Annotated in this window: 25 protein-coding genes, 1 tRNA gene and 1 pseudogene; 16 read left to right on the top strand and 11 right to left on the bottom strand. The window is 60.7% G+C overall.

Annotated features, from left to right (window positions below):
* Window positions 1-4: 4 nt before the first annotated feature.
* Together J3P94_RS16775 and J3P94_RS16770 are read right to left on the bottom strand one after the other, a co-directional pair.
* On the bottom strand, window positions 5-1,396 hold the full coding sequence (locus J3P94_RS16775) for a GntP family permease (RefSeq protein WP_305495295.1): 1,392 nt from the start codon (window positions 1,394-1,396) through the stop codon (window positions 5-7).
* Between the two features lie 303 nt (window positions 1,397-1,699).
* Entirely contained in the window at window positions 1,700-3,118 is a 1,419-nt protein-coding gene (locus J3P94_RS16770; RefSeq protein WP_434568877.1) for a sigma-54 interaction domain-containing protein, read from the bottom strand.
* Between the two features lie 201 nt (window positions 3,119-3,319).
* Here J3P94_RS16770 and J3P94_RS16765 point away from each other — a divergent pair, with 201 nt between their 5' ends.
* From J3P94_RS16765 to J3P94_RS16755, 3 genes and pseudogenes are all read left to right on the top strand, one after another.
* Window positions 3,320-3,535 (top strand): TIGR02450 family Trp-rich protein, encoded by a 216-nt coding sequence (locus J3P94_RS16765; RefSeq protein WP_434568876.1) that lies wholly within the window; start codon window positions 3,320-3,322, stop codon window positions 3,533-3,535.
* A 140-nt stretch (window positions 3,536-3,675) separates the two neighbouring features.
* A pseudogene (locus tag J3P94_RS16760) lies at window positions 3,676-4,428 on the top strand (PAS domain-containing protein); the annotation flags it as partial.
* 12 nt (window positions 4,429-4,440) lie between these two features.
* Window positions 4,441-5,031, top strand: a complete 591-nt coding sequence (locus J3P94_RS16755; protein ID WP_434574223.1) for a methyl-accepting chemotaxis protein — start codon at window positions 4,441-4,443, stop codon at window positions 5,029-5,031.
* A gap of 11 nt (window positions 5,032-5,042) precedes the next feature.
* Here the strand turns inward: J3P94_RS16755 and J3P94_RS16750 are convergent, their stop codons facing one another.
* The 6 genes from J3P94_RS16750 to J3P94_RS16725 all read right to left on the bottom strand — a co-directional run bounded on the left by J3P94_RS16750 (window position 5,043) and on the right by J3P94_RS16725 (window position 11,954).
* Entirely contained in the window at window positions 5,043-6,617 is a 1,575-nt protein-coding gene (locus J3P94_RS16750) for an ABC transporter ATP-binding protein (RefSeq protein WP_434568875.1), read from the bottom strand.
* A 14-nt stretch (window positions 6,618-6,631) separates the two neighbouring features.
* On the bottom strand, window positions 6,632-7,654 hold the full coding sequence (locus J3P94_RS16745; RefSeq protein ID WP_434568874.1) for an ABC transporter permease: 1,023 nt from the start codon (window positions 7,652-7,654) through the stop codon (window positions 6,632-6,634).
* Window positions 7,654-8,712: a microcin C ABC transporter permease YejB gene (locus J3P94_RS16740; RefSeq protein WP_434568873.1), complete on the bottom strand. Its 1,059-nt coding sequence runs from the start codon at window positions 8,710-8,712 to the stop codon at window positions 7,654-7,656. The genes J3P94_RS16745 and J3P94_RS16740 overlap by 1 nt, the downstream gene beginning before the upstream one ends.
* A complete protein-coding gene (locus tag J3P94_RS16735) occupies window positions 8,712-10,580 on the bottom strand; it encodes an extracellular solute-binding protein (protein WP_434574221.1) in 1,869 nt (622 codons plus the stop codon). Before J3P94_RS16735 ends, J3P94_RS16740 begins: the two co-directional genes overlap by 1 nt.
* 129 nt (window positions 10,581-10,709) lie before the next feature.
* A complete protein-coding gene (locus J3P94_RS16730) occupies window positions 10,710-10,991 on the bottom strand; it encodes a peptidylprolyl isomerase (RefSeq protein ID WP_434568872.1) in 282 nt (93 codons plus the stop codon).
* A gap of 81 nt (window positions 10,992-11,072) precedes the next feature.
* The gene (locus tag J3P94_RS16725; RefSeq protein ID WP_434568871.1) at window positions 11,073-11,954 is read right to left on the bottom strand and encodes an esterase/lipase family protein; all 882 of its coding nucleotides are present in this window, start codon (window positions 11,952-11,954) and stop codon (window positions 11,073-11,075) included.
* A 414-nt stretch (window positions 11,955-12,368) separates the two neighbouring features.
* Between J3P94_RS16725 and J3P94_RS16720 the strand changes: the two genes are divergently transcribed.
* Window positions 12,369-13,340: a hypothetical protein gene (locus J3P94_RS16720; protein ID WP_434568870.1), complete on the top strand. Its 972-nt coding sequence runs from the start codon at window positions 12,369-12,371 to the stop codon at window positions 13,338-13,340.
* A gap of 38 nt (window positions 13,341-13,378) precedes the next feature.
* Here the strand turns inward: J3P94_RS16720 and J3P94_RS16715 are convergent, their stop codons facing one another.
* Complete coding sequence (locus J3P94_RS16715; protein ID WP_434568869.1) at window positions 13,379-14,449, bottom strand: 3-deoxy-7-phosphoheptulonate synthase; 1,071 nt, start codon at window positions 14,447-14,449, stop codon at window positions 13,379-13,381.
* 330 nt (window positions 14,450-14,779) lie between these two features.
* Window positions 14,780-14,908 carry a hypothetical protein gene (locus tag J3P94_RS16710; protein ID WP_434568868.1) on the bottom strand — a complete coding sequence of 43 codons (129 nt, stop codon included), beginning with the start codon at window positions 14,906-14,908 and terminating at the stop codon, window positions 14,780-14,782.
* A gap of 155 nt (window positions 14,909-15,063) precedes the next feature.
* Here J3P94_RS16710 and J3P94_RS16705 point away from each other — a divergent pair, with 155 nt between their 5' ends.
* From J3P94_RS16705 to J3P94_RS16675, 7 genes are all read left to right on the top strand, one after another.
* Window positions 15,064-15,810 (top strand): carbon-nitrogen hydrolase family protein, encoded by a 747-nt coding sequence (locus J3P94_RS16705; protein ID WP_434568867.1) that lies wholly within the window; start codon window positions 15,064-15,066, stop codon window positions 15,808-15,810.
* An 11-nt stretch (window positions 15,811-15,821) separates the two neighbouring features.
* A complete protein-coding gene (locus tag J3P94_RS16700; protein ID WP_434568866.1) occupies window positions 15,822-16,256 on the top strand; it encodes a GNAT family N-acetyltransferase in 435 nt (144 codons plus the stop codon).
* 127 nt (window positions 16,257-16,383) lie between these two features.
* Complete coding sequence (gene gacA / locus J3P94_RS16695) at window positions 16,384-17,025, top strand: response regulator transcription factor GacA (protein ID WP_003200277.1); 642 nt, start codon at window positions 16,384-16,386, stop codon at window positions 17,023-17,025.
* Window positions 17,026-17,027: 2 nt separating this feature from the next.
* A complete protein-coding gene (gene uvrC, locus J3P94_RS16690; protein WP_434568865.1) occupies window positions 17,028-18,851 on the top strand; it encodes an excinuclease ABC subunit UvrC in 1,824 nt (607 codons plus the stop codon).
* Between the two features lie 32 nt (window positions 18,852-18,883).
* Complete coding sequence (pgsA, locus tag J3P94_RS16685) at window positions 18,884-19,444, top strand: CDP-diacylglycerol--glycerol-3-phosphate 3-phosphatidyltransferase (RefSeq protein ID WP_030141409.1); 561 nt, start codon at window positions 18,884-18,886, stop codon at window positions 19,442-19,444.
* 63 nt (window positions 19,445-19,507) lie between these two features.
* Window positions 19,508-19,583: transfer RNA gene (locus J3P94_RS16680), tRNA-Gly, on the top strand.
* Window positions 19,584-19,802: 219 nt separating this feature from the next.
* Window positions 19,803-20,837, top strand: a complete 1,035-nt coding sequence (locus J3P94_RS16675; RefSeq protein WP_434568864.1) for an aldo/keto reductase — start codon at window positions 19,803-19,805, stop codon at window positions 20,835-20,837.
* Here J3P94_RS16675 and J3P94_RS16670 read toward each other — a convergent pair.
* Window positions 20,806-21,165 carry a winged helix-turn-helix transcriptional regulator gene (locus J3P94_RS16670; RefSeq protein WP_434568863.1) on the bottom strand — a complete coding sequence of 120 codons (360 nt, stop codon included), beginning with the start codon at window positions 21,163-21,165 and terminating at the stop codon, window positions 20,806-20,808. The genes J3P94_RS16675 and J3P94_RS16670 overlap by 32 nt on opposite strands.
* A 237-nt stretch (window positions 21,166-21,402) precedes the next feature.
* Here J3P94_RS16670 and J3P94_RS16665 point away from each other — a divergent pair, with 237 nt between their 5' ends.
* The 5 genes from J3P94_RS16665 (at window position 21,403) to J3P94_RS16645 (ending at window position 25,432) form a co-directional block, all read left to right on the top strand.
* Complete coding sequence (locus tag J3P94_RS16665) at window positions 21,403-21,807, top strand: carboxymuconolactone decarboxylase family protein (protein ID WP_434568862.1); 405 nt, start codon at window positions 21,403-21,405, stop codon at window positions 21,805-21,807.
* A 221-nt stretch (window positions 21,808-22,028) separates the two neighbouring features.
* Window positions 22,029-22,508: a MerR family transcriptional regulator gene (locus J3P94_RS16660; protein WP_434568861.1), complete on the top strand. Its 480-nt coding sequence runs from the start codon at window positions 22,029-22,031 to the stop codon at window positions 22,506-22,508.
* 109 nt (window positions 22,509-22,617) lie between these two features.
* On the top strand, window positions 22,618-23,850 hold the full coding sequence (locus tag J3P94_RS16655) for an NADH:flavin oxidoreductase/NADH oxidase family protein (protein WP_434568860.1): 1,233 nt from the start codon (window positions 22,618-22,620) through the stop codon (window positions 23,848-23,850).
* A gap of 99 nt (window positions 23,851-23,949) precedes the next feature.
* Window positions 23,950-24,465, top strand: a complete 516-nt coding sequence (locus J3P94_RS16650) for a sigma-70 family RNA polymerase sigma factor (protein WP_305501286.1) — start codon at window positions 23,950-23,952, stop codon at window positions 24,463-24,465.
* Window positions 24,452-25,432 carry a FecR domain-containing protein gene (locus J3P94_RS16645; RefSeq protein WP_434568859.1) on the top strand — a complete coding sequence of 327 codons (981 nt, stop codon included), beginning with the start codon at window positions 24,452-24,454 and terminating at the stop codon, window positions 25,430-25,432. Before J3P94_RS16650 ends, J3P94_RS16645 begins: the two co-directional genes overlap by 14 nt.
* Window positions 25,433-25,551: the final 119 nt, after the last annotated feature.

The following is a 25,551-nucleotide window of genomic DNA, read 5'->3' as shown; positions in this document are numbered from 1 at the left end:
AACCTCACACAATGCCAGTGGCGTAGAACACACCGATCACGAAGAACACCGCGAGGGTCTTGATCAGCGTAATGCAGAAAATGTCTTTGTAGGCTTCACGGTGGGTCAGGCCGGTGACGGCCAGCAAGGTGATCACCGCGCCGTTGTGGGGCAGGGTGTCCATGCCGCCGCTGGCCATGGCGGCCACCCGGTGCAGTACTTCCAGCGGAATGTTGGCGGCGTGGGCGGCACTGATGAAGGTTTCGGACATCGCCGCCAGGGCGATGCTCATGCCCCCCGACGCGGAACCGGTGATGCCGGCCAGCAGCGTTACGGTGACCGCTTCGTTGACCAGCGGATCGGGAATGTTCTTGAGCCAGTCGGCCAGCACCAGAAAGCCCGGCAACGAGGCGATCACCGCACCGAAACCGTATTCCGAAGCGGTGTTCATCGCCGCGAGCAGGGCACCGCCCACCGCGCTCTTGCTACCTTCGGCCAGTTTGCTGCGAATCGCGCGGAAGCCGAACAGCAGCACCATGACAATACCCACCAGCAAGGCGGCCTGTACCGCCCAGATCGCGGTGAGCTTGGCGATGTCGCTGGTCACCGGTGTCGCCATGCCCGGCAGCGCCAGGCTATGCGTCTTGCCGTACCACTGCGGGATCCACTGGGTAAACAGCAGGTTCATGATCCCCACCGCCAGCAACGGCGAAACGGCGATCCACGGGTTGGGCAGCTTGATGTCCTCAGCGGTTTCCGGCTCGTTGCGCAGTTCGGTGCCATAACCTTCACCGGCGCGTTGGGCCTTGTTGCGCTGGCGCTGCAAAAACAGCATGCCGAAGCAGAAGACGAAGATCGTTCCGATCACGCCCAGCCACGGCGCGGCCCAGGCGGTGGTGTTGAAAAAGGTGCTGGGGATGATGTTCTGGATCTGCGGCGTGCCGGGCAGGGCGTCCATGGTGAACGAGAATGCGCCGAGGGCGATGGTGGCCGGAATCAGCCGCTTGGGGATATTGCTCTGGCGGAACATCTCCGCGGCGAACGGGTACACCGCGAACACCACGACGAACAGCGACACGCCGCCATAGGTCAGCAACGCGCAGACCAGCACGATCACCAGCATGGCCTGGCGCGTACCCAGCAGGCGAATCGCCGCGGCGACGATGGAGCGGGAGAAACCCGACAACTCGATCAGCTTGCCAAACACCGCGCCAAGCAGGAACACCGGGAAATAGAGTTTGATGAAACCGACCATCTTGTCCATGAACACCCCGGTGAATGCAGGAGCGACGGCGGATGGATCGGTAAGCAAGACCGCGCCGAGGGCGGCGATCGGGGCAAAGAGGATGACGCTGTAGCCACGGTAGGCGGCAACCATCAGCAGCGTGAGGGCTGCCAAGGCAATGATCACACTCATGGTGTGTCTCCTGGGATTGTTATTGTTGTGGGTGATGCTTTGAGGAGGGCTATAGCGATATCTGTGCCAGATGGCTAAGTAGCTGATAGATAAGGATAAATTTTGTTATTGAAAAGCGAGGGAGAAGGATGATTCTCTGTTTTGAGATTTTTGTTGGAGGGGCCGGCCTCTTCGCGAGCAGGCTCGCTCCCACATGAGACGGTGATGCACTGACAGAACGCCATACCTGTGGGAGCGAGCTTGCTCGCGATGAGCGCGCAGCGCTCCAATATCGATATTCTAAAAATTGAGACTTGAGTCTCTTTATTGAGACTCCGCAATCCCCAGCGCCACCATCTTCTTGTACAACGTCGATCTCCCCAGCCCCAACCGCTCGGCCGCCTCGACTACCTTGCCATCGCATTGCGCGAGGGTGGTTTCGATCAAGTGCCGGTCAAATCGAGCCCGGGCCTGGCTGAAGGTTTCCTGCGCCAATGACGGCTCCAGGGTCGGGTCTGTCGTGCGCTCAACCGGGATGAAAGTGCCGATGGCCGCGCGGATGTCAGCTGCGCTGAGCATCAGGTCGTCGCTGAGCAACGCGGCTCGTTCCAGCACGTTGCGCAATTCCCGAATGTTGCCCGGCCAGGCGTGTTGACCCAGCAGATCGAGGGCATCGCGGTGTAGTTCGTGCTGGCTGCGCAGCTCTTCGAGAATCGCCTCACTCAGTGCCGGCAGATCATCCAGGCGCTCACGCAGCGGCGGGACCTGGATCGGCAGCACGTTGAGACGGTAATAGAGGTCGGCGCGGAACTCGCCGCGCTTGATTGCCGCTTCAAGATCGGTGGAGGTCGCGGCAATGATCCGCACATCGCTCTGCAACACCTCGTTGGAGCCGACCGGTTCGTATTCTTTCTCCTGGAGCACCCGCAGCAGTTTGCTTTGCAGCGGTAGCGGCATGTCGCCGATCTCGTCGAGGAACAGCGTGCCGCCTTGGGCGATCTGCAGTTTGCCGGCGCGGCCCTTGCGGTCGGCGCCGGTGAAAGCGCCTGGCGCGGTGCCGAAGAACTCGGCCTCGAGCAGCGATTCGGGGATGGCAGCGCTGTTGATGCTGACAAAGGCCTTGTGCGCCCGCGGTGAAGCACTATGGATCGCTTGGGCCAGCAACTCCTTGCCGGTACCGGTTTCGCCGAGCAGCAGCACCGGTGAATCGGTGCTGGCGCTGCGTCGGGCGCGGCGCTTGACCTCCAGGCCGGCGCTGCTGGTGCCGATGAAGTGGGCAAAGTTGTACTTGGTCTGCCGCGCCCGCAGCAACGAGCGGGTGGAGGCCAGTTCTTCCTGCATGCTCAGATAGCGCTTGAGCATCGGCGACAGGCTGCGCAACTCATCGAACAGGGCAAAACCGATGGCGCCGATCACCGCGCCGGCGTTGTCGTGGATCGGCAGGCGCATCACCACCAGCGGTTCCTTGGGCGTGTCCTGCATGTCCAGCAGTATCGGCCGTCCGGTGCGCACCACCTCACGCAGCAAGCTGCCGGGGATCACGCTTTCGCAGGCGCGGCCGATGGCTTCCTGCGCCGAATTCAGGCCGAAACGACGGGCGTAGCGCTCGTTCATCCAGACGATATTCGCATCGCGATCGACAATGACCGTGCCTTCGCTGGACTGCTCGATGATCTCGAACAGCGAGCGGATCGCCAGCGTGCGCACGCGCTTGTAGTCCTTGAGGCTTTCGGTGGGATTCATCAGGCATTCCAAAAAGAGGTGGGCTTGCCGGCACCCTCGGATGAGTCGCGGCATTATGCCTGATCAAACTCGGCGTTCTGTAGTGGGGCCAAGCCGGTGGAGAGGGCTGTTTTTACCGCCAGAATTGCCACAGGAAAAGCTGTACGTATGAAATACTCTGTACATGTTTTTAGGCCCGTTCGCGACTGTACTGGAGGATCCATGAATAAATTCAACCCTCGCAAACTCAAGCTTTCCAAGTGGACCGCCTGCCAGCCCGTCCATCGGGAAAAGCATTTTCTCGTCACCCAATTGCTCTGCGACGAACAGGATTGCCCCGTTCAGGTCGAGTTGCAGGCGGTGTATAGCGGACGGGTTGCCGTGCTGGACTGGCGTGATCTGACCGACAGCGAACGGTGGAAAATTGGTTGGCATTGAGTCTTGGACAGGTGAGCGAATTGCCCTTCAGAAATTGTACATATAAAGAATTATGTACAACTTTTGCGCCGATAGTGGCTTAATGGTGCCTCTTCAGAAAAAAGGCATTCCGCCTTTCAGACGGCTACGGCCAAGCACTCATGTCACCGGGAGCGGCACCCATGTTCATTCGCACTCGCAAACATCAGGACGTCTTGCACGAGGCCCAGGGCGCACTGGCCTCTCTCGAAGCCGAGCGGGCGGCTTTTCACCAATCGATGGCGATCGTCGAGTTCGCGCCTTCAGGCGAAATACTTGGCGCCAACGCGCTGTTCCTGAACATGACCGGCTATGTGCTGGATGAGATCCTCGGCAAGCATCACCGGATGTTCTGCGCGCCTGAGTACGCCGGCAGCCGCGAATATGCGGTGTTATGGCAGCAACTGGCGCAGGGTGAGGGTAGCGAACAGCAGTACCTTCATCTGGCGCGCGATGGCCTGGGATCGTGGGTGCAGGCCAGCTACATTCCTGTGCGTGATCAGCGCGCCAGGGTCGAACGCATCATCCAGGTCAGCCGCGACATCAACGACCGCGTGCTACGGGCTCAGGCGGAGTCGAGTTTCATGCAGGCGATCGATCGCTCCATGGCGGTGATCGAGTTCGATCTGGGCGGTCATGTCATCAATGCCAACGTCAACTTCCAGAAGGTCATGGGTTATGGCCTGGAGGAGGTTCGCGGCCAGCACCATCGGATTTTCTGCGAACCCGGCGAAGTTCAAGGCGAAGCCTATCGCGATTTCTGGGCTGGACTGAACCGTGGCGAATACAAGAGCGGACTTTTCCAGCGCGTCGACAGGCACGGCAACACAGTCTGGCTGCAGGCCACCTATAACCCGCTCTATGATGCCCAGGGACATTTGTACGGGGTGGTCAAGTTTGCCACCGACAGCACGCGTGAAGTCGAGCAACGCCAATCCGAATCAAAGGCGGCGCAGTTGGCCTTCGAGACGTCCCGGCAGACGGATGAGCACACCCAGTTGGGCACCGCCGTCGTGCAGCAGACCGTGACCGTAGTGCAAAGCATCGCCGATGAACTGCAACAGGTCGCCACCGGGATCAGCGCTCTCAGCGCGCAGTCCGAAGAGATCGGCAACATTGTCGATGCTATCCGGGGAATCGCGGAACAGACCAACCTGCTTGCGCTCAATGCGGCCATCGAGGCCGCTCGTGCCGGTGAGCAGGGGCGCGGCTTCGCGGTGGTTGCCGATGAAGTGCGCAATCTGGCCCGGCGTACCAGCCAGGCAACCGTTGCCATTACCGAAGTCGTCGGCAAGAACCGCGACCTGGCCAGGCAGGCGGTGGGCAGCATGCAATCAAGTACCGCCAAGGCCGAGCAAGGCGTGAAGCTGGCGAACCAGGCCGGCACCGTCATCCTCGACATCCACCGGGGCGCGAAGCAGGTGGTGGAGGTCATGGGCGAATTCGCCCAGACCCTGGACCAGCGCCGCGAAGCCTGATCGGGTCAGGCTTATCCCGGATGGGCCGCCGCCAGCAGCTCCCGGGTATAAGGGTGTCGGGGCGAGTCGAATACGTCGTGGCTGGCGCCTTGCTCGACGACCTTGCCGTCCTTGATCACGATCATGTCATGGGCCAGGGCTCGCACGACCGCCAGGTCGTGGCTGATGAACAGGTAGGTCAGGCCGTGTTTTTCCTGGAGCTGGCGTAGCAGGGCGACCACTTGTTTCTGCACCGTGCGATCCAGCGCCGAAGTCGGTTCGTCCAGCAGGATCAGCGCGGGCTTGAGCACCAGCGCCCGGGCGATGGCGATGCGCTGGCGCTGGCCGCCGGAAAACTCGTGCGGGTAACGATGCCGGCTCTGCGGGTCGAGGCCGACTTCCTTGAGCGCCTGGATCACCTGGGATTCGCATTGCTCGGCGCTGGACCTGCTGTGCACCTCCAGACCTTCGCTGATGATCTGCTGCACCGACATTCGCGGGCTGAGGCTGCCAAACGGGTCCTGGAAGACGATCTGCATCTGCTTGCGCCAGGGCCGCAGTTCTTTCTGCGACAGCTGATCAAGGGCTGCGCCGCTAAAACGGATGCTGCCTTCGGATTCGATCAACCGCAGTATCGCCTGGCCGAGCGTGGACTTGCCGGAACCGGATTCGCCAACAATGCCCAGGGTCTTGCCGCGCTGGATGCTCAGGCTGATGCCATCCACGGCGCGCAGGTATTGCTTGCGCCGCAACAGCCCGCCACCGATGGGGAAGCTGACCCGCAAATCCTCGACCTGCAACACGTCTTCGCGCTCGTCCCGGGGCAGGGCTTCGCCTTCCGGCTCGGCGTGCAGCAGTTCGCAGCTGTAGGGGTGTTGCGGTGCACTGAACAACGTTTCGCAAGGCGCCTGCTCGACGATTTCTCCCGCCTTCATCACGCACACCCGCTGGGCGATGCTGCGCACCAGGTTGAGGTCATGGCTGATCAGCAGCAGGGACATGCCGAGCCGCTGCTGCAATGACTTGAGCAGCAGGAGAATCTTGCGCTGGACCGTCACGTCCAGGGCGGTGGTCGGCTCGTCGGCAATCAGCAACTCCGGTTCGCAGGCCAGGGCCATGGCAATCATGACCCGCTGGCGCTGACCGCCCGAGAGTTGGTGTGGATAGGCCTTGAGCCGTTCGGCCGGGTTCTGGATACCCACCAGGTCGAGCAGTTCCAGGATCCGCTGGCGCGCCGCTTTGCCGCCCAGTCCCTTGTGCAGCATCAATGTCTCGCCAATCTGTTTTTCGACGCTGTGCAATGGATTCAGCGACGTCATCGGCTCCTGGAAAATCATTGCGATCCGATTGCCGCGCAACTCACGCAAGGTCTTGGCCTCGGCGCCCACCAATTCCTGGTCTCGATAACGAATGCTGCCGGTGGTGCGTGCGCCGCTGTCGGTCAGCAATTGCAGAATCGAGTGAGCCGTCACCGACTTGCCTGAGCCGGATTCGCCCACCAGGGCCAGGCATTCGCCAGGGCGGATATCCAGGCACAGGTCGCGCACTACCGGCTGGTCGTTGAAGGCCACGTTCAGGTTGCGGATTTCGATCAGGTTGTCGCTCATCTAAAAGTTCCGCTTCAAGACCGAGGATCAAAGGCGTCGCGCAACGCCTCGCCAATGAACACCAGCAGCGACAGAATCAGTGCCAGGGTGAAGAACGCCGTCAATCCCAGCCACGGCGCTTGCAGGTTCTGTTTGCCCTGGGCGATCAACTCACCCAGGGACGCGCTGCCGGCCGGCATGCCGAAGCCGAGAAAGTCCAGGGCCGTCAGGGTGGATATCGCGCCGGTGAGGATGAACGGCAGGTAGCTCAAGGTCGCGTTCATGGCGTTGGGCAGGATGTGTCGCACAATCACCTTGCGGTCGGTGAGGCCCAAGGCCCGTGCCGCTTTCACGTACTCCAGGTTGCGCCCGCGCAAGAACTCGGCGCGCACCACATCCACCAGCGCCAGCCAGGAGAACAGCGCCATGATCCCCAGCAGCCACCAGAAATTCGGTTCCACGAAACCGGACAGGATGATCAGCAGATAGAGCACCGGCAACCCGGACCAGACTTCCAGCAACCGTTGCCCGAGCAGATCCACCCAGCCGCCGTAATAACCCTGCAAGGCGCCGGCGGTAATTCCTATCAGCGCACTGATGGCGGTCAAGGCCAGGGCGAACAGGATCGACACCCTCGCGCCGAAGATCACCCGCGCCAGCACATCACGGGCCTGATCATCGGTACCCAGCCAGTTGACCGTCGACGGCGGGCTTGGCGCCGGCTGGTTGAGGTCGTAGTTGGGCGTGTCGTCGCTGAAAGGAATGGGCGGGAAGAGCAGCCAGCCGCCATCCTGGTGAATCAGGTCCTGTACATAGTTGCTGCGATAGTCGGCCTGGAACGGCAACTGACCGCCGAATTCCTGCTCGGTGTAGCGCTTGAAAACCGGGAAGTACAGCGAGCCCTGATAGCTCACCACCCATGGCTTGTCGTTGGCGATCAGTTCACCGCCCAGGGTCAGGGCGAACAGGCCGATGAACAGCCACAGAGACCACCAGCCACGACGGTTTTTCTTGAAGCGCTCGAAACGCCGCCGGCCCAAGGGCGAGAACTTGAACATCAGGCGTTCCTCGCGGCGAAGTCGATACGCGGGTCCACCAGCGTGTAGCAGAGGTCACCGATGAGCTTTATCAGCAGGCCGAACAGGGTGAAGATGAACAGCGAGCCGAACACCACCGGATAGTCTCGGGACACGGCGGCTTCATAACTCATGCGCCCCAGGCCATCGAGGGAGAAAATCACCTCGATCAGCAACGAGCCGGCGAAGAACACGCTGATGAATGCCTGGGGAATGCCCGAGACCACCAGCAGCATCGCGTTGCGAAACACGTGGCCGTACAACACGCGCCGTTCGCTCATGCCTTTGGCCCGTGCCGTCACCACGTACTGACGGGTGATTTCGTTGAGAAACGAATTTTTGGTCAGGATCGTCAGGGTGGCAAAGCCGCCGATGACCAGCGACGTGACGGGCAGCACCAGATGCCAGAAGTAATCGGCGATCTTGCCCAGCGTCGATAGCGATTCGAAGTTGTCCGACACCAGTCCGCGTACCGGGAACCAGTTGAGCGAGGTGCCGCCGGCGAACATGACAATCAGGAACATGGCGAACAGGAACGCCGGCATCGCATAGCCGATGATGATCGCGGTGCTGCTCCACACGTCGAATGCCGAACCGTGGTGCACGGCCTTGCGGATGCCCAGCGGAATCGACACCAGGTAGGTGATCAGCGTCGCCCACAGCCCGAGGGAAATGGTCACCGGCATCTTTTCCAGGATCAGGTCGGTGACCGTGGCGCCGCGGAAAAAGCTCTTGCCGAAATCCAGGCGGGCATAGCTGGTGAGCATCAGCCACAGGCGCTCGTGGGCGGGCTTGTCGAAACCGTACTGTTTCTCGATGTCCTTGATCAGTTGCGGGTCCAGGCCACGGCTGGCGCGCGAGCTGCCGGCCATGGCATTACCCGAGCTGCCGACGCTGGCGCCGCCGATACCTTGCAGGTGGGCGATGGCCTGTTCGACCGGCCCGCCCGGTGCGGCCTGCACGATCACGAAGTTCACCAGCAAAATGATCACCAGCGTCGGGATGATCAGCAGCAGGCGCCGTGCAATATAAGCCCACATCAGTGATGCCCTCCGGGTGCGCTGCGCTTGATGCGTTCGGCGGTCATCTGTTCGTTGGTCAACGGCGTGGTGCTGACTTCCCACCAGCTTTCTATGGCTTCGTCATTGCTGGCCTGGACCTTCGGCATGCCGAAGCGATTCCACCACACGGTCGAGCTGCCGGGTGGGTAATAGTTGGGGATCCAGTAGTAATTCCATTGCAGTACCCGGTCCAGGGCGTGGGCATGGCGGAGCATGTCGCTCTGGGTGGTGGCCTTGACCAGGCCGTCGATGAGGGCATCCACGGCTGGGTTCTGCAGGGCCATGTAGTTGTTTGCGCCCGGATCATTGGCGGCCGCCGAGCCGAAATAATTGTAGAGTTCCATGCCGGGCGAGGTGCTCACGGGGTAACCGGTGATGATCATGTCGTAATCGCGACTCATCAGCCGGTTGACGTACTGGGACGAGTCGATGCGCCGGATGCTCATGTCGATGCCAATCTGCGCCAGGGTCCGCTTGTAGGGCAGCAACAGACGGTCGATACCGTTCTGGGTATTCAGGAACGTGAAGCTCAGGGGCTCGCCTTCGGCATTCACCAACCGGTCGCCGTGGGGCTTCCAGCCGGCCTGTTCGAGCAGCGCCAGGGCTTGCAGCTGTTTGTCACGGATCACGCCGCTGCCGTCGGTTTTCGGCGCCTCGAATACCTGCGTGAACACCTCTTCCGGGATTTTGCCGCGCAACGGTTCGAGGATCGCCAGTTCCGCCGCATCGGGGAGTTGGCGGGCGGCGAGGTCGGTGTTGGAAAAGAAACTCTGCTGACGCACATAGGCATTGCGCATCATCTGGCGATTGCTCCATTCGAAATCCCAGAGCATGGCCAGCGCCTGGCGTACGCGGCGGTCCTGGAACTGCGGGCGTTGCAGGTTGAACACGAAGCCCTGTGCCGGCTGCGGCGCGTCTGTGGCGAGGTGGGCCTTTTGCAGGCGGCCGTCGCGCAGGGCCGGGCTGTCGTAGCCGATGGCAAAACCGGTGGCGGAAAACTCGCGGTTGTAGTCGTAGGCGCCGCCACGCAGGACCTGTCGGGCCACGTCGGTATCGCCGAAATATTCAATGCTGAAATGGTCGAAATTATACAAGCCGCGACTGACCGGCAGATCCTTGCCCCACCAGTCCGCATTGCGTTCGAAAGTGATGCTGCGACCCGAGTCGACTTTGCTCACCCGGTACGGACCACTGCCCAGTGGGGCTTCGTAGCCGCCGCCATTGGCGAAGTCGCGGGTTTTCCACCAATGCTCGGGAAACACCGGCAGGGTGGCAACATCCAATGGTAGCGTGCGGTTTTCGTTGTTCTTGAAATCAAAACGAACGCTGCGAGGCGATTCCACCACGACGCCTTTGACTGCGGCGAATTGTGTGCGGTAGCGCAGGCTGCCCTGGGTCATCAGCAGCTCGTAGCTGTAGCGCACGTCCTCGGCGGTGATGGGTTTGCCGTCGGCGAAGCGGGCCTTGGGGTTCAGGTAGAAGCGCAGCGACAGGCCATCCTCGGCCCGTTCCATTTTCTCGGCCACCAGGCCGTAGACGGTGTAGGGCTCGTCCAGCGAACGCTGGGCCAGCGGCGAATAGAGCATGCCGTCGACCTGGCTGACACCGATGCCTTTGTCTATATAGGGCAGGATATGGTCGAAATGACCGATCTCGATGGCCGAGCGGCGCATCGTGCCGCCCTTGGGGGCCTGGGGATTGGCATAGGCAAAGTGGCCGAAGCCTTCGGCGTATCTGGCCGGCTCGCCATAAACAGTCAGGGCATGTTGGGGGGCGGCGCTCACACCTGCGGCGCCTGTCAGCAGGACCACGGCAGTGAGTAGCCAGGAGGGAAACGCCAGTCGCATTGTCAGCCTTAGAGCCGGGTGATCGATGATCATGATTTGTACGCGAGCGGCGCGCTCATCGCCAGCCCCTCGCATCACGCAAACATGACGGCCCACCAAAGGGCGGGCCGTCATGTCGATAAACCGGGATCAGTCCTGGCGGCTGGTGACTTCCAGCAGGTGATAGCCAAACTGGGTCTTGACCGGGCCCTGGACCACATTGATCGGGGCGCTGAACACCACGGTGTCGAACTCCTTGACCATCTGGCCTGGACCGAACGAGCCCAGGTCACCGCCTTGACGGCTGGACGGGCAGCTGGAGTTCGCCTTGGCGATCTCGGCGAAGTCAGCGCCGGCTTCGATCTGGGCCTTGAGTTCGTTGCACTTGTCTTCGCTGGATACCAGGATGTGGCGGGCAGTGGCTTTGGCCATGGGAAATCTCCTTCAGTGTTTTCAAAACGTCCAGCCTACCGGAATCAGTAGGGCTTTGTTGTCAAAAATGCGACGTGTCGATCAGAGTCCGACGATTCGCAAACGCTCGGCGTGCCTTATATAGAGCGCTAGCGGGTCCGTTCCCTTGCGGTGCCCACTGGCGTTCGCGTGATTAATGGCGTGCAAGTGGTCCAGTGGGTAATCGGAGCGAATGACCTTGCCCAGGTGGGAACTGAAGCGCCCGACGATGCCATCGTTCTGTCCGGCTTCGGTAATGAAGTATTCGGAAAAGGCCCGGCAGAAATCATGCAGTGGACCTGCTGCACCGCAGGCTTCGCCAGGGGTGTCTTGCAGCGTGCCGCTCCAGGAGTAGTAGCGAACGCCGTTGACCAGCTGCGGCCCGTTGCCGCCCCAGTTTCGGGGCAGGCCCTGGGGGTATCGGTCGTTGAACGCGCCCACGCCTTCAGTCGTCAGTGCCGCCAGCGCCGCGATGGCGTTCTGTGGAAGCCGAGCCTGGCCGCTGAGTGCCGAGATGAAGTCGGCGAAGAGTGTTGCGACCCGGTTCGCTACATGCTCCGGCAATCGCCCGGGGGTCAGGGCCTTGCGCAGGAAGTCGGCCAGTTCCGAGCCCTGGTTGGGGCCGCTGACCGACGTGACCGAGGCGACTCGTTCGGGGGCGGTTGCCCCTGCATAACGTGCCGCCAGCGCACCTTGGCCATGCCCGATCAGGTTGACCCGGGTGGAGCCGGTTCCTTCCAGGACCCGGTCGATCTGCGTCAGCAATTGTTCGCCGCGGGCTTCATTGCAATGGGTAGCCGACAGATAGGGGATGAAGACCCGCGCGCCGGCGGTGCGCAAAGCCTGTTTGACGTTTTGAAAGAGCCCGAAGGCGCCGATCCTGTCGAACCCGAACAACCCATGGACCAGCAGGATAGGAAAGTGAGTGTTTGCATTCCGTTGCATGTTCGTACCTTTTTCGAAGAGGTTCACCTGGATTTGCCGCCACCACTCTAATGCAGGCTACAAGCGAGCGGTGTAGGACCAAACCGCGGTAAGCCAGGGAAACTGGAATAGAAAAAGCAGGAAGATTCACCTGAAAGGCGGACGATGCCCAAGGTTCCGGGACACTTCCGATAGTCGTCGCGGCAGGCAGCTACAACACTTGGCGCAACAGCCCACCGAGCGTGGTCGACTTGTCTGACTGCGCATTTGCGGCGGCCGGGTTCCAATGTCTTCACCGGCGTCATGATGTGAATGGCGCCTTCTCCAAAGGACTGGAACATGAAAATGAAGACTTACCCATCGACGCAGGAGAGCAGCGGCCCATGCTGCGCGAGGCTGCCAGCGCCCTCACTGGCGAAGGCCAGGGGAGGCGTGGTGGATCCGGCCTGGAACAAGGCCGTGATCACGATCAAGCCGTATCCGACGATGACGAGTGGTGATGAAGTGCGGCTGCGTTGGCATGGGCTCAATAATGAAGGCGACCCCTACCGGCATGAAACCAGCAGGTTTATTACCGAACGGCAGGTTGGACGGGACGTGGTTTTTGTCGTTCGTGAACCGCATATCGCCGAGCTCGACGGAGGTTCGCTGGAGATCTCCTACCAGGTAGCCGGAAAGTGGGTCCCCGGCGTGCTGGGGTCGCAAGCCCTGCAACTTGAAGTCGGCGACAGGCCCGAGCTGCTGTTGCCGCCGATTGCCGATGATGCGGTGGGTGGCAGCCTCGATCCCGCCCGGGTGCCGGAAGGCGCGCGGGTGACCATTCGGCCTTATTCGAGGATGGCGGTCGGTGATCGGCTGGCTTTGAGTGTCAGCCAGGATTCGAAGATGCTTTGGCATGACGTGCTGCACATAGAGGAGCATGTATTGGGGCGTGAAGTGTCATTCTGGATCGATTATTCGCACCTGGCCCCGTATGTCGGCCACCGGTTGAGCCTGGGCTATGTTGTCAGACACGGCCGCTCGGCACGCCAGTCCGAGTCTTTGTCGGTGCATATCGGCCCGTTGGTGCGCCCTGCGCTGAAGGCGCCCCAGGTCGCGGCGCTGAACGAAGGAGGGCTCGATGTCGAAACGCTGCAAGGCCCGCTGACGGTGGTCATCGATGGCACCGGACTGGCGGCGGGCGAATGGGTCGGCCTGCAATGCAACGGGACCTATACCCATGTGCAGGAGCGGGAAATCACCGAGGCGATGGTCGGCCAACCGCTGGTCTTCGAGGTGCCGGCTGCGTATTGGCATGAACAGCGAAACAGGTCGGTGCAACTGTTTTATCAGGTGGAACGACTGGACGATGTCAGCCAGCGGTCTGTGGAGATCATTATCGAGGTGCGTACCCGGACGCCTGGTTGAGCGAGGCCCTCCGCTCACGGAGGGCCTGTCGGGCGGGGTCAGGCCTGCAATCGCAACGAGTGATCGGCCTGGCGCAGCAGTTGCTCGGTGGCCTCCCAGCCAAGGCATCCATCGGTCACCGACACGCCGTAGCGCATCGTCGGCGCCAATGGTTGGCAACCCTCAAACAGATGGCTTTCCAGCATCATGCCAATGAGGGCGCGGTTTCCTTGCAGACGCTGTTCCAATACGTCATTGAACACCTGCGGCTGGCGCAACGGGTCCTTGCCGCTGTTGGCATGGCTGCAATCGACCATGATCCGGGCCGGGATCTTGAGGCGGGTGAGGTCGTCGTGTATTTGCGCCACGCTCTGGCGATCATAGTTCGGCCCGCGATGGCCGCCGCGCAGCACCAGGTGAGTGTCGGGGTTGCCCTGGGTCTGGACGATCGCCGGGTGACCCTGGCTGTCGACGCCGAAATGCCGGTGAGGGTGGGCGGCGGAGCGCATGGCGTCGCAGGCGATGCCGACCCCGCCGTCCGTGCCGTTCTTGAAACCGACCGGCATGCCGAGGCCACTGGCCATTTCCCGGTGAATCTGCGATTCCGTGGTCCGGGCACCGATGGCGACCCAGCTGAGCAGGTCGTCGAAGTAGCCAGCGGCCATGGGCTGCAGCAGTTCAGTGGCGATCGGCAGGCCGAGTCGCAGCATCTCACGCATCAGCTCCCGGGACAGGTTCAAGCCGGCAGCCATGTCGTCACTGCCGTCCAGATCGGGGTCGTAGGCCAGGCCTTTCCAACCGATGGTGGTGCGGGGCTTCTCGACATAGGCGCGCATGACCAGCAGCATGCTGTCGCTCACTTCGCGGGCGAGGCGCGCCAGGTTGGCGGCGTATTCAAGCGCAGACTCAGGATCGTGGATCGAGCAGGGGCCAACGACGACCAGCAGGCGGGAGTCCTCGCCGTCGAGGATCGCACGCACCGCTTGGCGATGGGTTTCGACCTGTTGGCTCAGCGCAGTGGCGAGCGGCAATTGCTGTTTGAGCTGCAGAGCGCTTGGCAGACGCAGGGTCAGCGCTTCATTGGCAGGCGTGAGGGTGGACAGTGGTAAAGCAGAAACGGACGAATTCATGATCTGGCTTCCTGGGCGAGCAGCGGGTTCGTTCCCGCGCGCCGGCCCTATTGGGGTGTTCGACAATTGGCCGTGATGGCCGGCAATGAAGGCATGCCACCGGTAGGTGACCGATCGGAGGCGGCAGGCTGTCCCGAGCGGTGGCTGGTAAATCGCCAGGCGGCAAAACTGTCGTAACGGTAATAAGTGGCGTAGTTCATGGTTCGATCCTCAAGTTGTCTGGTGCTGCAATTGTCTGGGCCTGAAAAACAAAACCCCCGGTCGGGAGGCCGACCGGGGGTTTGGAAAACTCTGGTAGGCGACCCGTTTGAAATGGGCGCCGGTTGGGTATCAGGCGCGCCAGTGGCTAAACCAATACCCAAAATAAAAGCTGACCGGAGTCTGGACGGTGTTCACCCGGGCAGCCGCAACCGAGCGCAGGGCGCTGGCGGTGTGAAGCTGTGCAAGGGCGTTGAACATGGTCTGTCTCCGATGAATGATCCGCAGCTTACTAGAGCGAGGCGCGCCGGTTCAATAAGAAAATCCTATCGGATTGATGACACCGTCCACGCCGCTTGAGTCCGGCGGGCTTTGTGACAAACTCAGCCCTTTGTCCCCTCCGTCAAGGACGCACCATGAGCCGAGCCTTTGCTGCCGCCCAATCGATTTCCATTCCGGGGGACATTGCCGGCAACCTTATCCATCATCAGCGCTTCATGGAGTCCGCCGCCGATCGGGATGTGGGGTTGCTGGTGTTTCCAGAACTGTCGCTCACCGGGTACGAGCGAGGGCTGGCCGCGGAACTGGCTATCTTGCCGGAGGATGTTGTGTTGCAACCGCTGCGCGACCTGGCGCGGGAGCTCGGCCTGACTGCGGTGGTCGGCATGCCGATTCGCCTCGCGGCCGACGCCCCGGTGCTGATCGGCGCATTGGTGCTCGGTGCGGATGGCTCCCTTGGGGTCTACAGCAAACAGCATCTGCACGCGGGAGAAGAAATCGTTTTCGCGCCAGGTCACGGCGGTTCGATCCTGGCGATGGGCGCGGATCGCGTGGCGTTGGCGGTGTGCGCCGATTTTTCCCAGGCCAGCCATGCGGCGGCAGCCGCGGAGCAGGGCGCTACGCTATATGCAGCCGGCGTGTTGATAACCGAGGGAGGCTATATAGCGGACACGACGTTGCTGCAAGGTTACGCCCGACAACACGCCATGATGGTCCTGATGGCCAATCACGGTGGCGCTGCCGGAGGGTGGGAGTCGGCCGGTCGCAGCGCGATCTGGGCGGCCGATGGTTCGCTGATTGCCGCGGCGCCAGGCGTCGGCGAGCTTCTGGTCATGGCTCGTCCCCAGGGCAGCGGCTGGGTAGGGCAGGTGGTGCCGCTTTGACGAGGTCTAAAATGATGTTCGAATGGCGCCCGGCTGAAGTCGATGATATCGAATTCGCCCGACAACTGACGTGCAGCAATATGCTTCCCTATTATCTGCGTCATGATTTGCTGTGGCAGGACGAAGCGTTTGACCTGGCCTGGGTGATTCGCCAGAACTTGATCATCCATCGGGGCGACCAGGCGCTGGGTTTCGTCAGCCTCAGCCGCGACGCCCGTGCGCTGTATATCCGGGAGTTGCAGATTGACAAGGCGTTTCATGGGCAGGGGGCCGGAACCTGGGCGATCGGACAGGCCTTGGGGATGGTGGCGCTGGAGCGTCGCCCCGCGTTGCGCCTGACCGTGTTCAAGGATAATCCGGCCAGGCAGCTCTACGAACGCATGGGGCTGCGGGTCGTCGGCGAGGATGAATGTTTCCTGAGAATGCAGCGGGACGTTGCCGCTTGAGGCTGCGGATGTCGGATTTCATGAAGATGTGTTGTAACTTTTATCTGCCCCTTTGCGCTAGGTCTGCCGAATGCTTTTTGCTAAGGTGTGAGGCAACCCATACAAGACCAAATCGTGAGGTGTCTGCTTGATTAGGGTGTTAGTGGTCGACGACCATGATCTCGTCCGTACGGGCATTACACGGATGCTGGCTGACATCGATGGCCTGCAAGTGGTTGGCCAGGCCGAGTCCGGGGAAGAATCCCTGATCAAGGCGCGGGAGTTGAAACCCGATGTGGTGTTGATGGACGTCAAGATGCCGGGCATCGGCGGCCTCGAAGCTACGCGTAAACTGCTGCGCAGCCATCCGGACATCAAGGTTGTCGCGGTGACCGTCTGTGAAGAAGACCCGTTTCCGACCCGGCTGCTGCAAGCGGGCGCGGCGGGTTACCTGACTAAGGGCGCTGGCTTGAACGAGATGGTCCAGGCCATCCGCCTGGTGTTTGCCGGCCAGCGCTACATCAGCCCGCAGATCGCCCAGCAGCTGGCAATCAAGTCTTTCCAGCCGACCAACGACTCTCCCTTCGATGCGTTGTCCGAGCGGGAAATTCAGATCGCGCTGATGATCGTCGGCTGCCAGAAGGTCCAGATCATCTCCGACAAGCTTTGCCTGTCACCCAAGACCGTCAATACCTACCGTTACCGTATCTTCGAAAAGCTTTCGATCAGCAGTGATGTCGAGTTGACGCTGCTGGCGGTGCGCCACGGCATGGTCGATGCCAGCGCCTGAAAATGACCGAACAGTTTGATCCCAGCGCTTTTCTGTCCACCTGCAGCGGTCGCCCTGGCGTGTACCGCATGTTCGACAGCGACGCGCGCCTGCTTTATGTCGGCAAGGCCAAGAATCTCAAGAAGCGCCTGGCCAGTTATTTCCGCAAGACCGGCCTCGCGCCGAAGACTGCGGCCCTGGTGGGGCGCATCGCGCAGATCGAAACGACCATCACGTCCAACGAAACGGAAGCACTGCTGCTTGAGCAGACGCTGATCAAGGAATGGCGCCCGCCTTATAACATCCTGCTGCGCGACGACAAGTCCTACCCGTACGTGTTCCTGTCGGACGGAGCGTTTCCGCGCCTGAGCATTCATCGCGGGGCCAAGAAGGCCAAGGGGCGGTATTTCGGTCCTTACCCCAGCGCTGGGGCCATTCGTGAAAGCCTGAGCCTGCTGCAGAAAACCTTCTTCGTTCGCCAGTGCGAGGACAGCTACTACAAGAACCGCACCCGGCCGTGCCTGCAATACCAGATCAAGCGCTGCAAGGCCCCGTGTGTCGGGCTTGTCGAGCCCGAGATCTACGCTGAAGACGTACGTCACTCGGTGATGTTCCTGGAGGGGCGCAGCAATGCGCTGACCGACGAATTGTCAGCAGCGATGGAAGAGGCATCGATCAACCTCGAATTCGAACGCGCCGCAGAGCTGCGCGACCAGATCGGGCTGCTGCGCCGGGTGCAGGACCAGCAGAGCATGGAAGGCGGCAGCGGTGATGTCGACGTCGTTGCGGCGTTCATCAACCCCGGCGGCGCCTGCGTTCACCTGATCAGCGTGCGCGGCGGCCGCGTTTTGGGCAGCAAGAATTTCTTCCCCCAGGTGGGTATCGAGGAAGACGTGGCCGAAGTCATGGCGGCTTTTCTCGGCCAGTACTACGTCAGTAGCCCCGAGCGCGATTTGCCCAGTGAGTTGATTGTCAACGTGGTGCATGAAGACTTCCCGACCCTGATCGAGGCCATCGACAAGCTCCGCGGTCGCGAACTGACCATCAGTCACCGTGTGCGCGGCACTCGGGCGCGCTGGCAGCAACTGGCTGTGACCAACGCAGAACAGGCGCTAGGCGCGCGCTTGGCCAACCGCCAGCATGTGGCGGCGCGATTCGAAGCCCTTGCCGATGTCCTCAACCTGGATGAGCCACCGCAGCGACTGGAGTGCTACGACATCAGTCACTCCAGCGGCGAGGCGACGGTAGCCTCTTGCGTGGTGTTCGGTCCGGAAGGGCCAATCAAGTCCGATTACCGACGTTACAACATCGAGGGCGTTACGCCGGGCGATGATTATGCGGCGATGCACCAGGCGCTGATGCGGCGCTTCGGCAAGCTGAAGGACGGCGAGGGCAAGTTGCCGGACATCCTGCTGGTGGACGGTGGCAAGGGCCAGTTGTCCATGGCCCGCGACGTGCTCAATGAATTGTCGGTCCCGGACCTGATCCTGCTGGGGGTCGCCAAGGGCGCCACGCGCAAGGCTGGTTTCGAGACCCTTTACCTGAACGACGCGGCCCACGAATTCACCCTGAAGGGAGACTCGCCGGCGCTGCACCTGATCCAGCAGATCCGCGACGAAGCCCACCGTTTCGCGATCACCGGCCACCGCGCCCGGCGGGGCAAGACCCGCCGTACGTCTACGCTGGAAGGCGTGGCGGGGGTTGGACCGACGCGCCGGCGCGACCTGTTGAAACATTTTGGTGGCTTGCAGGAGCTGTCTCGTGCCAGCATCGAAGAGATAGCCAAAGCACCCGGTATCAGTAAAAAGCTCGCAGAGTCGATTTATGCGAACCTGCATAGCGAGTAGAATGCCCGTCAACCTCGTAGCCAGTTGTGCCGATGAATATCCCAAACCTGATTACCGTTCTACGCGTCCTGCTCATCCCAATCTTCATATTGCTGTTCTATTTGCCGTACCACTGGAGCTACGTGGCCTCCGCCTCGGTCTTCGCCTTCGCCGCCGCAACAGACTGGCTCGACGGCTACCTGGCCCGCCGCCTGGAGCAGAGCACGCCGTTCGGCGCGTTCCTCGACCCGGTGGCCGACAAGCTGATGGTCGCGGTGGCGCTGGTGCTGCTGGTGCAGGAACACGGCAACCTCTGGCTGACCTTGCCGGCAGCGGTGATCATCGGACGCGAAATAGTCGTATCGGCCCTCCGCGAATGGATGGCCGAACTGGGCGCCCGTGCCCAGGTTGCGGTATCGAACCTGGGCAAATGGAAAACCGCCGCCCAGATGCTGGCGTTGGTTATCCTGCTGGCGAACCCCTCGGACTTCAGCTTCTGGGTGCTGTTGGGTTACGCATTGCTGCTGGTGTCCGCAGGCCTGACATTGTGGTCGATGGTCCAATACCTGCGCGCCGCCTGGCCGCACTTGCGGACTGACGTTGATCCGAAATAAAACTTTTTTGAATCAAAGGGTTGACGGCGTGTTATGAATCTATAGAATGCGCCACACCAAGACGCGGGAATAGCTCAGTTGGTAGAGCACGACCTTGCCAAGGTCGGGGTCGCGAGTTCGAGTCTCGTTTCCCGCTCCAAGATTCAGAAAAAAGTCACTCAGATGAGTGGCTTTTTTTTGTGCCTGAGAAATGCCGGCATTCATGTCGACTGGCTGCTTTTGGCCGATTGCATCCATTCACTACCAATAGCCAGCCCATCGCAGCAAGTCCTCAATAAGCCGTCTAGACTCCATGCGCGCTCATTCACTCTCAACCCAGCGCAGGTCGCCGAAGCCTCCTGTCTTGAAGGAGTCCGCCATGCGATATCGCATTTTCGGCAATACCGGCCTGCGGGTCTCTTCGCTCGCGCTGGGTACTGGCAATTTCGGTAAAGGATGGGGTTACGGGGCCGAGGTGGACGAGGCCCGTAAAATCTACGACGGTTACCGTGAAGCTGGGGGCAATTTCATCGATACGGCCGATCAATACCAATTTGGCCAATCGGAATCCATGCTCGGCGATTTCATGGCGACCGAGCGCGATGAAGTGGTGCTGGCTACCAAGTTCTCGCTGGGTGATTCAGCCGGTGCCGGCGTCCTGCGCGCCGGTAACAGCCGCAAAGCCATGCGCAGCTCGGTGGAAGCCAGCCTCAAGCGCCTCAAGACGGATCACATTGATCTTTTGTGGGTGCACATGCCCGATGGCGTAACGCCTATCGACGAAATTGTGCGGGGGCTGGACGACCTGATCCGCTCTGGCAAAGTGCTCTACAGCGGACTGTCGAACTTCCCGGCTTGGCGTGTGGCAACGGCCGCCACCCTGGCCGATCTTCGAGGCTGGTCGGCGATATCGGCGTTGCAATTGGAGCACAGCCTGGTAGAGCGCTCGGCCGAACGCGAACTCCTGCCGATGGCCGCGGCATTCAATCTGGGAACCGTCGGATGGTCGCCGCTCGGCGGTGGTTTGCTGACCGGTAAATACCGCAAAGGGGAAACCGGTCGTGCTCAGGGTTTGGGGGCGGTGATCCACGATGAGGACAGCGAGCGCAAGACCTCGACGGTTGATGCCGTGTTAGCGATCGCCGAAGAGACCGGCCACACACCGGGTCAGATCGCAATCGCCTGGGTGTTGGCCAAGGGAACACTGCCGATCATTGGCCCACGCACGCCGGAGCAGATGGCCGATAACCTGGCGTCAGTGGAGGTTCAGCTGACGGCGGATCAACTGGCACAGCTGGACGCTGCCAGCGCCATGCCCCTTGGATTCCCGCACGATAAGGTGGCTGCTTCGGCGCCTTCGCTTGCTGGCGGTAAGGCAGAGCTCATTGATGCAACGAACCGGGTTGTTCGATGAGTCGAGTTTCCAGGCAGTCCGCCCATTTGTCCGCAAACCGGTAGAGGGGCATGAATGCTTCCGATAGCTCCAAGCCAAGTGGCGTGAGGCTGTAGCCGCCGTCGACTCGCTCGACAATGCCCGCGTTGCGCAGCTCGTGGATTCTGCTTTGCAGCACGGTGGGAGAGATGTCTCCCGCCGCACTTCTCAGAGCCCTGGAACTCATCGCGCCATGGCGCAGTTCCCACAGGACCCTAAGCGCCCATTTTTGTCCGAGTAAGTCCAGGAGCGCCATGATTGGCCGGCGTCCCCTGAGTATTGATGAAGCGCACCCCTGATTATCACTCATGGTTATTGCCCTTGTTTGCTACACATTCAGTAGCGACTATCCTTGCTACACATTTGATAGCGGAGGATACGCGATGCCACGAATCAAAGCACTCAATGAACCCTACCCAGCCGATGTCAGGGCGGATTTTGACAAGATAATGGCGTAGGAGTACCGCCACTCGCTCTATTCTCGACCATCGCAAGCAGCGATCGCGCATGGCGGAAATTCAAGGCAGGTTCGCTGCTGGATGGCGCGTTGCTGACACTTCGCCAGAGAGAATTGGTCATCGATAGGGTGTGTGCTCGCACAGGGTGTGAGTACGAGTGGGGGGTGCATGTGATGGCCTTCGCGAAGGCCGCCGGGCTCTCCAAGGAAGAGATTGCCGGCACGTTGGAATATCCGCTTCGCCCAGGGCAGTGGAAGGAGGAAGAGGCCGCGCTATTGACCGCGGTCGATGCGCTTCATGATCGAGCGACTTTAAGCGATGAAGCATTCTTTAACCTCAGAAAACACTTCGACGACGATCAGATCCTGGAGGTTCTGATGCTCGCGGGCTTTTACCGTACGGTTTCCTACATTGCGAATGGCCTAGCATTGCCGCTGGAGCAAAATGCAGCGAGCTTCAGTGAATATCGCAAAGGTGAGACAACTGGGCATTGATTGCTTCTGGTCGAAGTTTTTCGGCCACTGACGCACCCCTGTGATAGCGGTGGGGCAGCTTGCACCAATGTTGAACGTTCTGACGCCATCGCGAGCAAGCTCGCTCCCACAGTGGATCGGGGGGAGGTCGGATCAGCACGTCGCATCGCAGCGGCTTGACCTTGAAGTTGGCTTTAGGCTTAAAGTCGACTTCAAGGGCAACGGATTTTTCAGGGGGAGTTATGAGAATAGGCGAACTGGCGAAAATAAGCGGGTTGGCGCCGTCACGCATCCGGTTCTACGAAGCCAGCGGTCTGATCAAGTCCGTCGGCCGCAAAGCCAATGGCTATCGGGATTACGCACCTGATACCGAGTGGGTTCTGGAACTCATTACCGGCGCACAGGCGGCCGGTTTCTCATTGAAGGAAATCCGCCAACTGATGCCGATGAATGCCGGCGGTTGGCAACACGATGAGTTGCTCAGTGGACTCAAGCAGAAGGTTGAGGAGATCGGCGTATTGCAGCAACGGCTGGCCCAGAACAAGGCGCAACTTTTGCTCGTCATCAAGGGCATCGAGGGTAAGCCCGAAGGCATGGCGTGTGCGGACAACGCGCAGTTACTGATCAATCGACTGCGTGAAGAAGGCGTTGTCCATTCTGCAGGCAAGCGTGCGACAGCGTCCTCCAAGAGAAAAAATACCCGTCAGGCTTCCGGGGCCTGACGGGCGTAAAAATTTCGATTCCGTCAAAAGCACGCAAAAAGAAAAAGCGATTGACCTTAAAGTCGACTTCAATCTTAAGGTGGCCTCATACCCAGCTGAGGACCGCTCCATGAATGTGTTCGACACCCTGATGCTCCCCAACGGTTCGACCATCAAGAACCGAATCGCCAAAGCCGCCATGGAAGAAAACATGGCGGACGCCGACCAGGCGCCCTCCGAAGAACTGATGCGTCTTTACCAGGCGTGGGCCGACGGCGGTGCCGGCCTGCTCATCACCGGCAACGTGATGGTCGACGGCCGCGCCATGACCGGACCGGGTGGCGTGGTGTTGCAGGATGATCAGCCGTTGGACAAGTTCAAGCACTGGGCGCGTATTGGCCGATCCGGCGGGGCGCAGTTCTGGTTGCAGATCAACCACCCAGGTCGACAGATGCAGGCCAACCTTGGGCAAAAAACCTGGGCGCCGTCAGCTGTGCCGTTGGCACTGGGCAACATGTCCAAGCGTTTCGCCACGCCTCACGCCATGCCCCCTGGTTTGATTGAAGAGGTCATCCAGCGCTTCGCGAACACTGCACGCCTTGGCGAACAAGCCGGATTCACCGGCGTGGAAATCCACGCCGCCCATGGTTATTTGTTGAGTCAGTTCCTTTCGCCGCTGACCAATCAAAGGACGGACGAGTGGGGCGGCTCTTTGGAAAACCGGGCGCGGTTGTTGCTCGAAGTCGTCAAGGCGGTCAGGGCTGTGGTTTCGGCGGGATTCGCAGTGGCAGTCAAACTCAATTCCGCCGATTTCCAGCGCGGAGGGTTCACGGCCGATGACGCCAAAAGGGTGGTCGGGCTGCTCAACGACCTGGGGGTGGATCTGGTGGAATTATCTGGCGGCAGTTACGAAGTCCCCGCCATGCAGGGTGAGGCGCGTGATGGGCGTACCTTGGCCCGCGAAGCTTATTTCCTCGAGTTTGCCCGTGAAATCCAGACCGTCGCCAAAATGCCGGTGATGGTCACCGGTGGCATACGTCGACGTCCGGTTGCCGAAAGCGTCGTGCAAAGCGGTGTGGACATGGTGGGCATCGGTACGGCGTTGGCCATTGATCCTTACCTGCCGCGTGACTGGCTGCAGGGCAAAGACAACGCCCCGCAATTGCCGCCGATCACTTGGAAAAACAAGACCCTTGCGGCCTTGGCGAACATGGCGGTGGTGAAGTTTCAATTGCACAAACTGAGTCGGGCCAAACAGCCCGATCCGAGCGTGTCGCCGTTGCGTGCGCTGATCCTGCAGCAGCTCGCCCTGGCATTTCGCACGCGTCAGTATCGGCGTTGGGTGGAGAAGCGTTCGATGTGAGTTGATGTTTGTTGAAGGCTTGATGAGCCAAGTTTGCCTAAGGCCTATCGCGTGAGTAGAATGCGATTAATTATCAATCATGTACTTGCCGGGATTCCGATGCGCAGCGATGAAACGCTAGGTAACGCAGATCTAGGGCTGCTCTATCGAACCCACCACTCGTGGTTACACGGCTGGCTTATCCGACGCATTGGATGTCGCGATAACGCAGCAGATTTGGCGCAGGACACCTTCGTACGTCTGCTCAAATCCCGTCAGTCCAGCCCCTTGCGCGAACCACGCGCCTATTTGAGCAGTATCGCCCGCGGACTGATGATCGATCAGTATCGTCGTCGTGAACTCGAACGTGCCTACCTGGAAAGCGTCACGTTGCTGCCTCAGCACGAGGTCCCCTCGGAAGAAAGCCGGCTGTTGATTCTTGATGCGCTCGAGCGCATAGACCGCATGCTCGGTATGCTGAAACCCAGAGTTCGCCAGGCATTTTTATTTGCCCGACTCGACGGTCTGACCTGCGCGCAAATAGCCGAAAAGCTGGGTGTTTCCCGTGCGACAGTGGAACGCGACCTGGCCACGGCCCTGCAGCACTGCTATCGCTTGCGTTATGTCGAGGCATGAGCCGCAGGCGCTCGAACCGGCCATTGTCGAGCAGGCGATCCAATGGCTGGTGCGCCTTCGCTTCAATCAAGCCGATGAACAAACACAGCGCACGTTCGAGCACTGGCTGCAGCAGTGCCCGGAGCATGTGTTGGCGTGGCAGCGTGTGGAAACGCTTGGGGATGAGTTCGCGGGTGTGCCAGCTCAATTGGCCCGACAAACCCTTGAGGGTACCCATCATGGAATGCGGCGGCGGGAAAGCCTGAAGCTGCTGGGCCTATTGGCTACTGTAAGCACGGCAGCCTGGCTCGGCCGGGACTATACGCCCGTACCCGCCATGCTTGCGCAGCAGCGCAGCAGTACCGGCGAGCAACGACGCTTCCAACTCGATGATGGCAGCCTGATCCAGCTCAATAGCGATAGCGCCGTCGACAGCGATTTCGACGCCCAGCGACGCCTGATAATCCTGCGACGTGGTGAAATCATCGTGAATGTCGGCGCGGATCGACACTCCCCTCAAGCGCGACCGTTCTGGGTGCAGTCACGTGACGGGATCATGCGCGCTCAGAGTTCCCGCTTCCTGGCACGCGAGCTGGATGATGGCACTCTGGTCTCGGCTCAGGAAGGATCAGTCACTGTTTTCCCCGGCTCCAGTCAAACTCCTGCGAGCCGCAGCGTCCAGGCAGGAAGCCAGCTGCTGTTCTCATCAAGTGGCACCCGAATGTTCAGGGACAACGGCCTGGATCTATGGAGCTGGGGGGACGGGGTGATCAGTGCGCGCAATATGCGCCTCAATGAGTTCATCGTGGAGTTGTCGCGTTATCGCCCCGGGGTGCTGCGCTGCGCCGAAGAGGTCGCTGATCTTCGCGTTTCCGGCACCTTCCAGCTCGCCGACAACGATCAGGTCCTGGCATTGGTCGCGCAGTCACTGCACTTGAACATTGATTATCGAACCCGTTATTGGGTCACCGTTACCGCTGCCACCTGAACCCATCAAAAAATTTGTGCTAGCTGAAAAATAATGAGGTAGCTTCTCATTCTCGTTCGACCTCTAAGGAAGGCCGGAATACAGGCCAGTCTGCCGATGTCCTTTCTTGGAGCGAGAAA

The organism is Pseudomonas sp. Z3-8 (genome assembly GCF_051131975.1).
Taxonomy (GTDB): Bacteria; Pseudomonadota; Gammaproteobacteria; order Pseudomonadales; family Pseudomonadaceae; genus Aquipseudomonas.
Note: the sequence above shows the minus strand (reverse complement) of the source record. Positions and strands in the feature narration are given on the sequence as shown.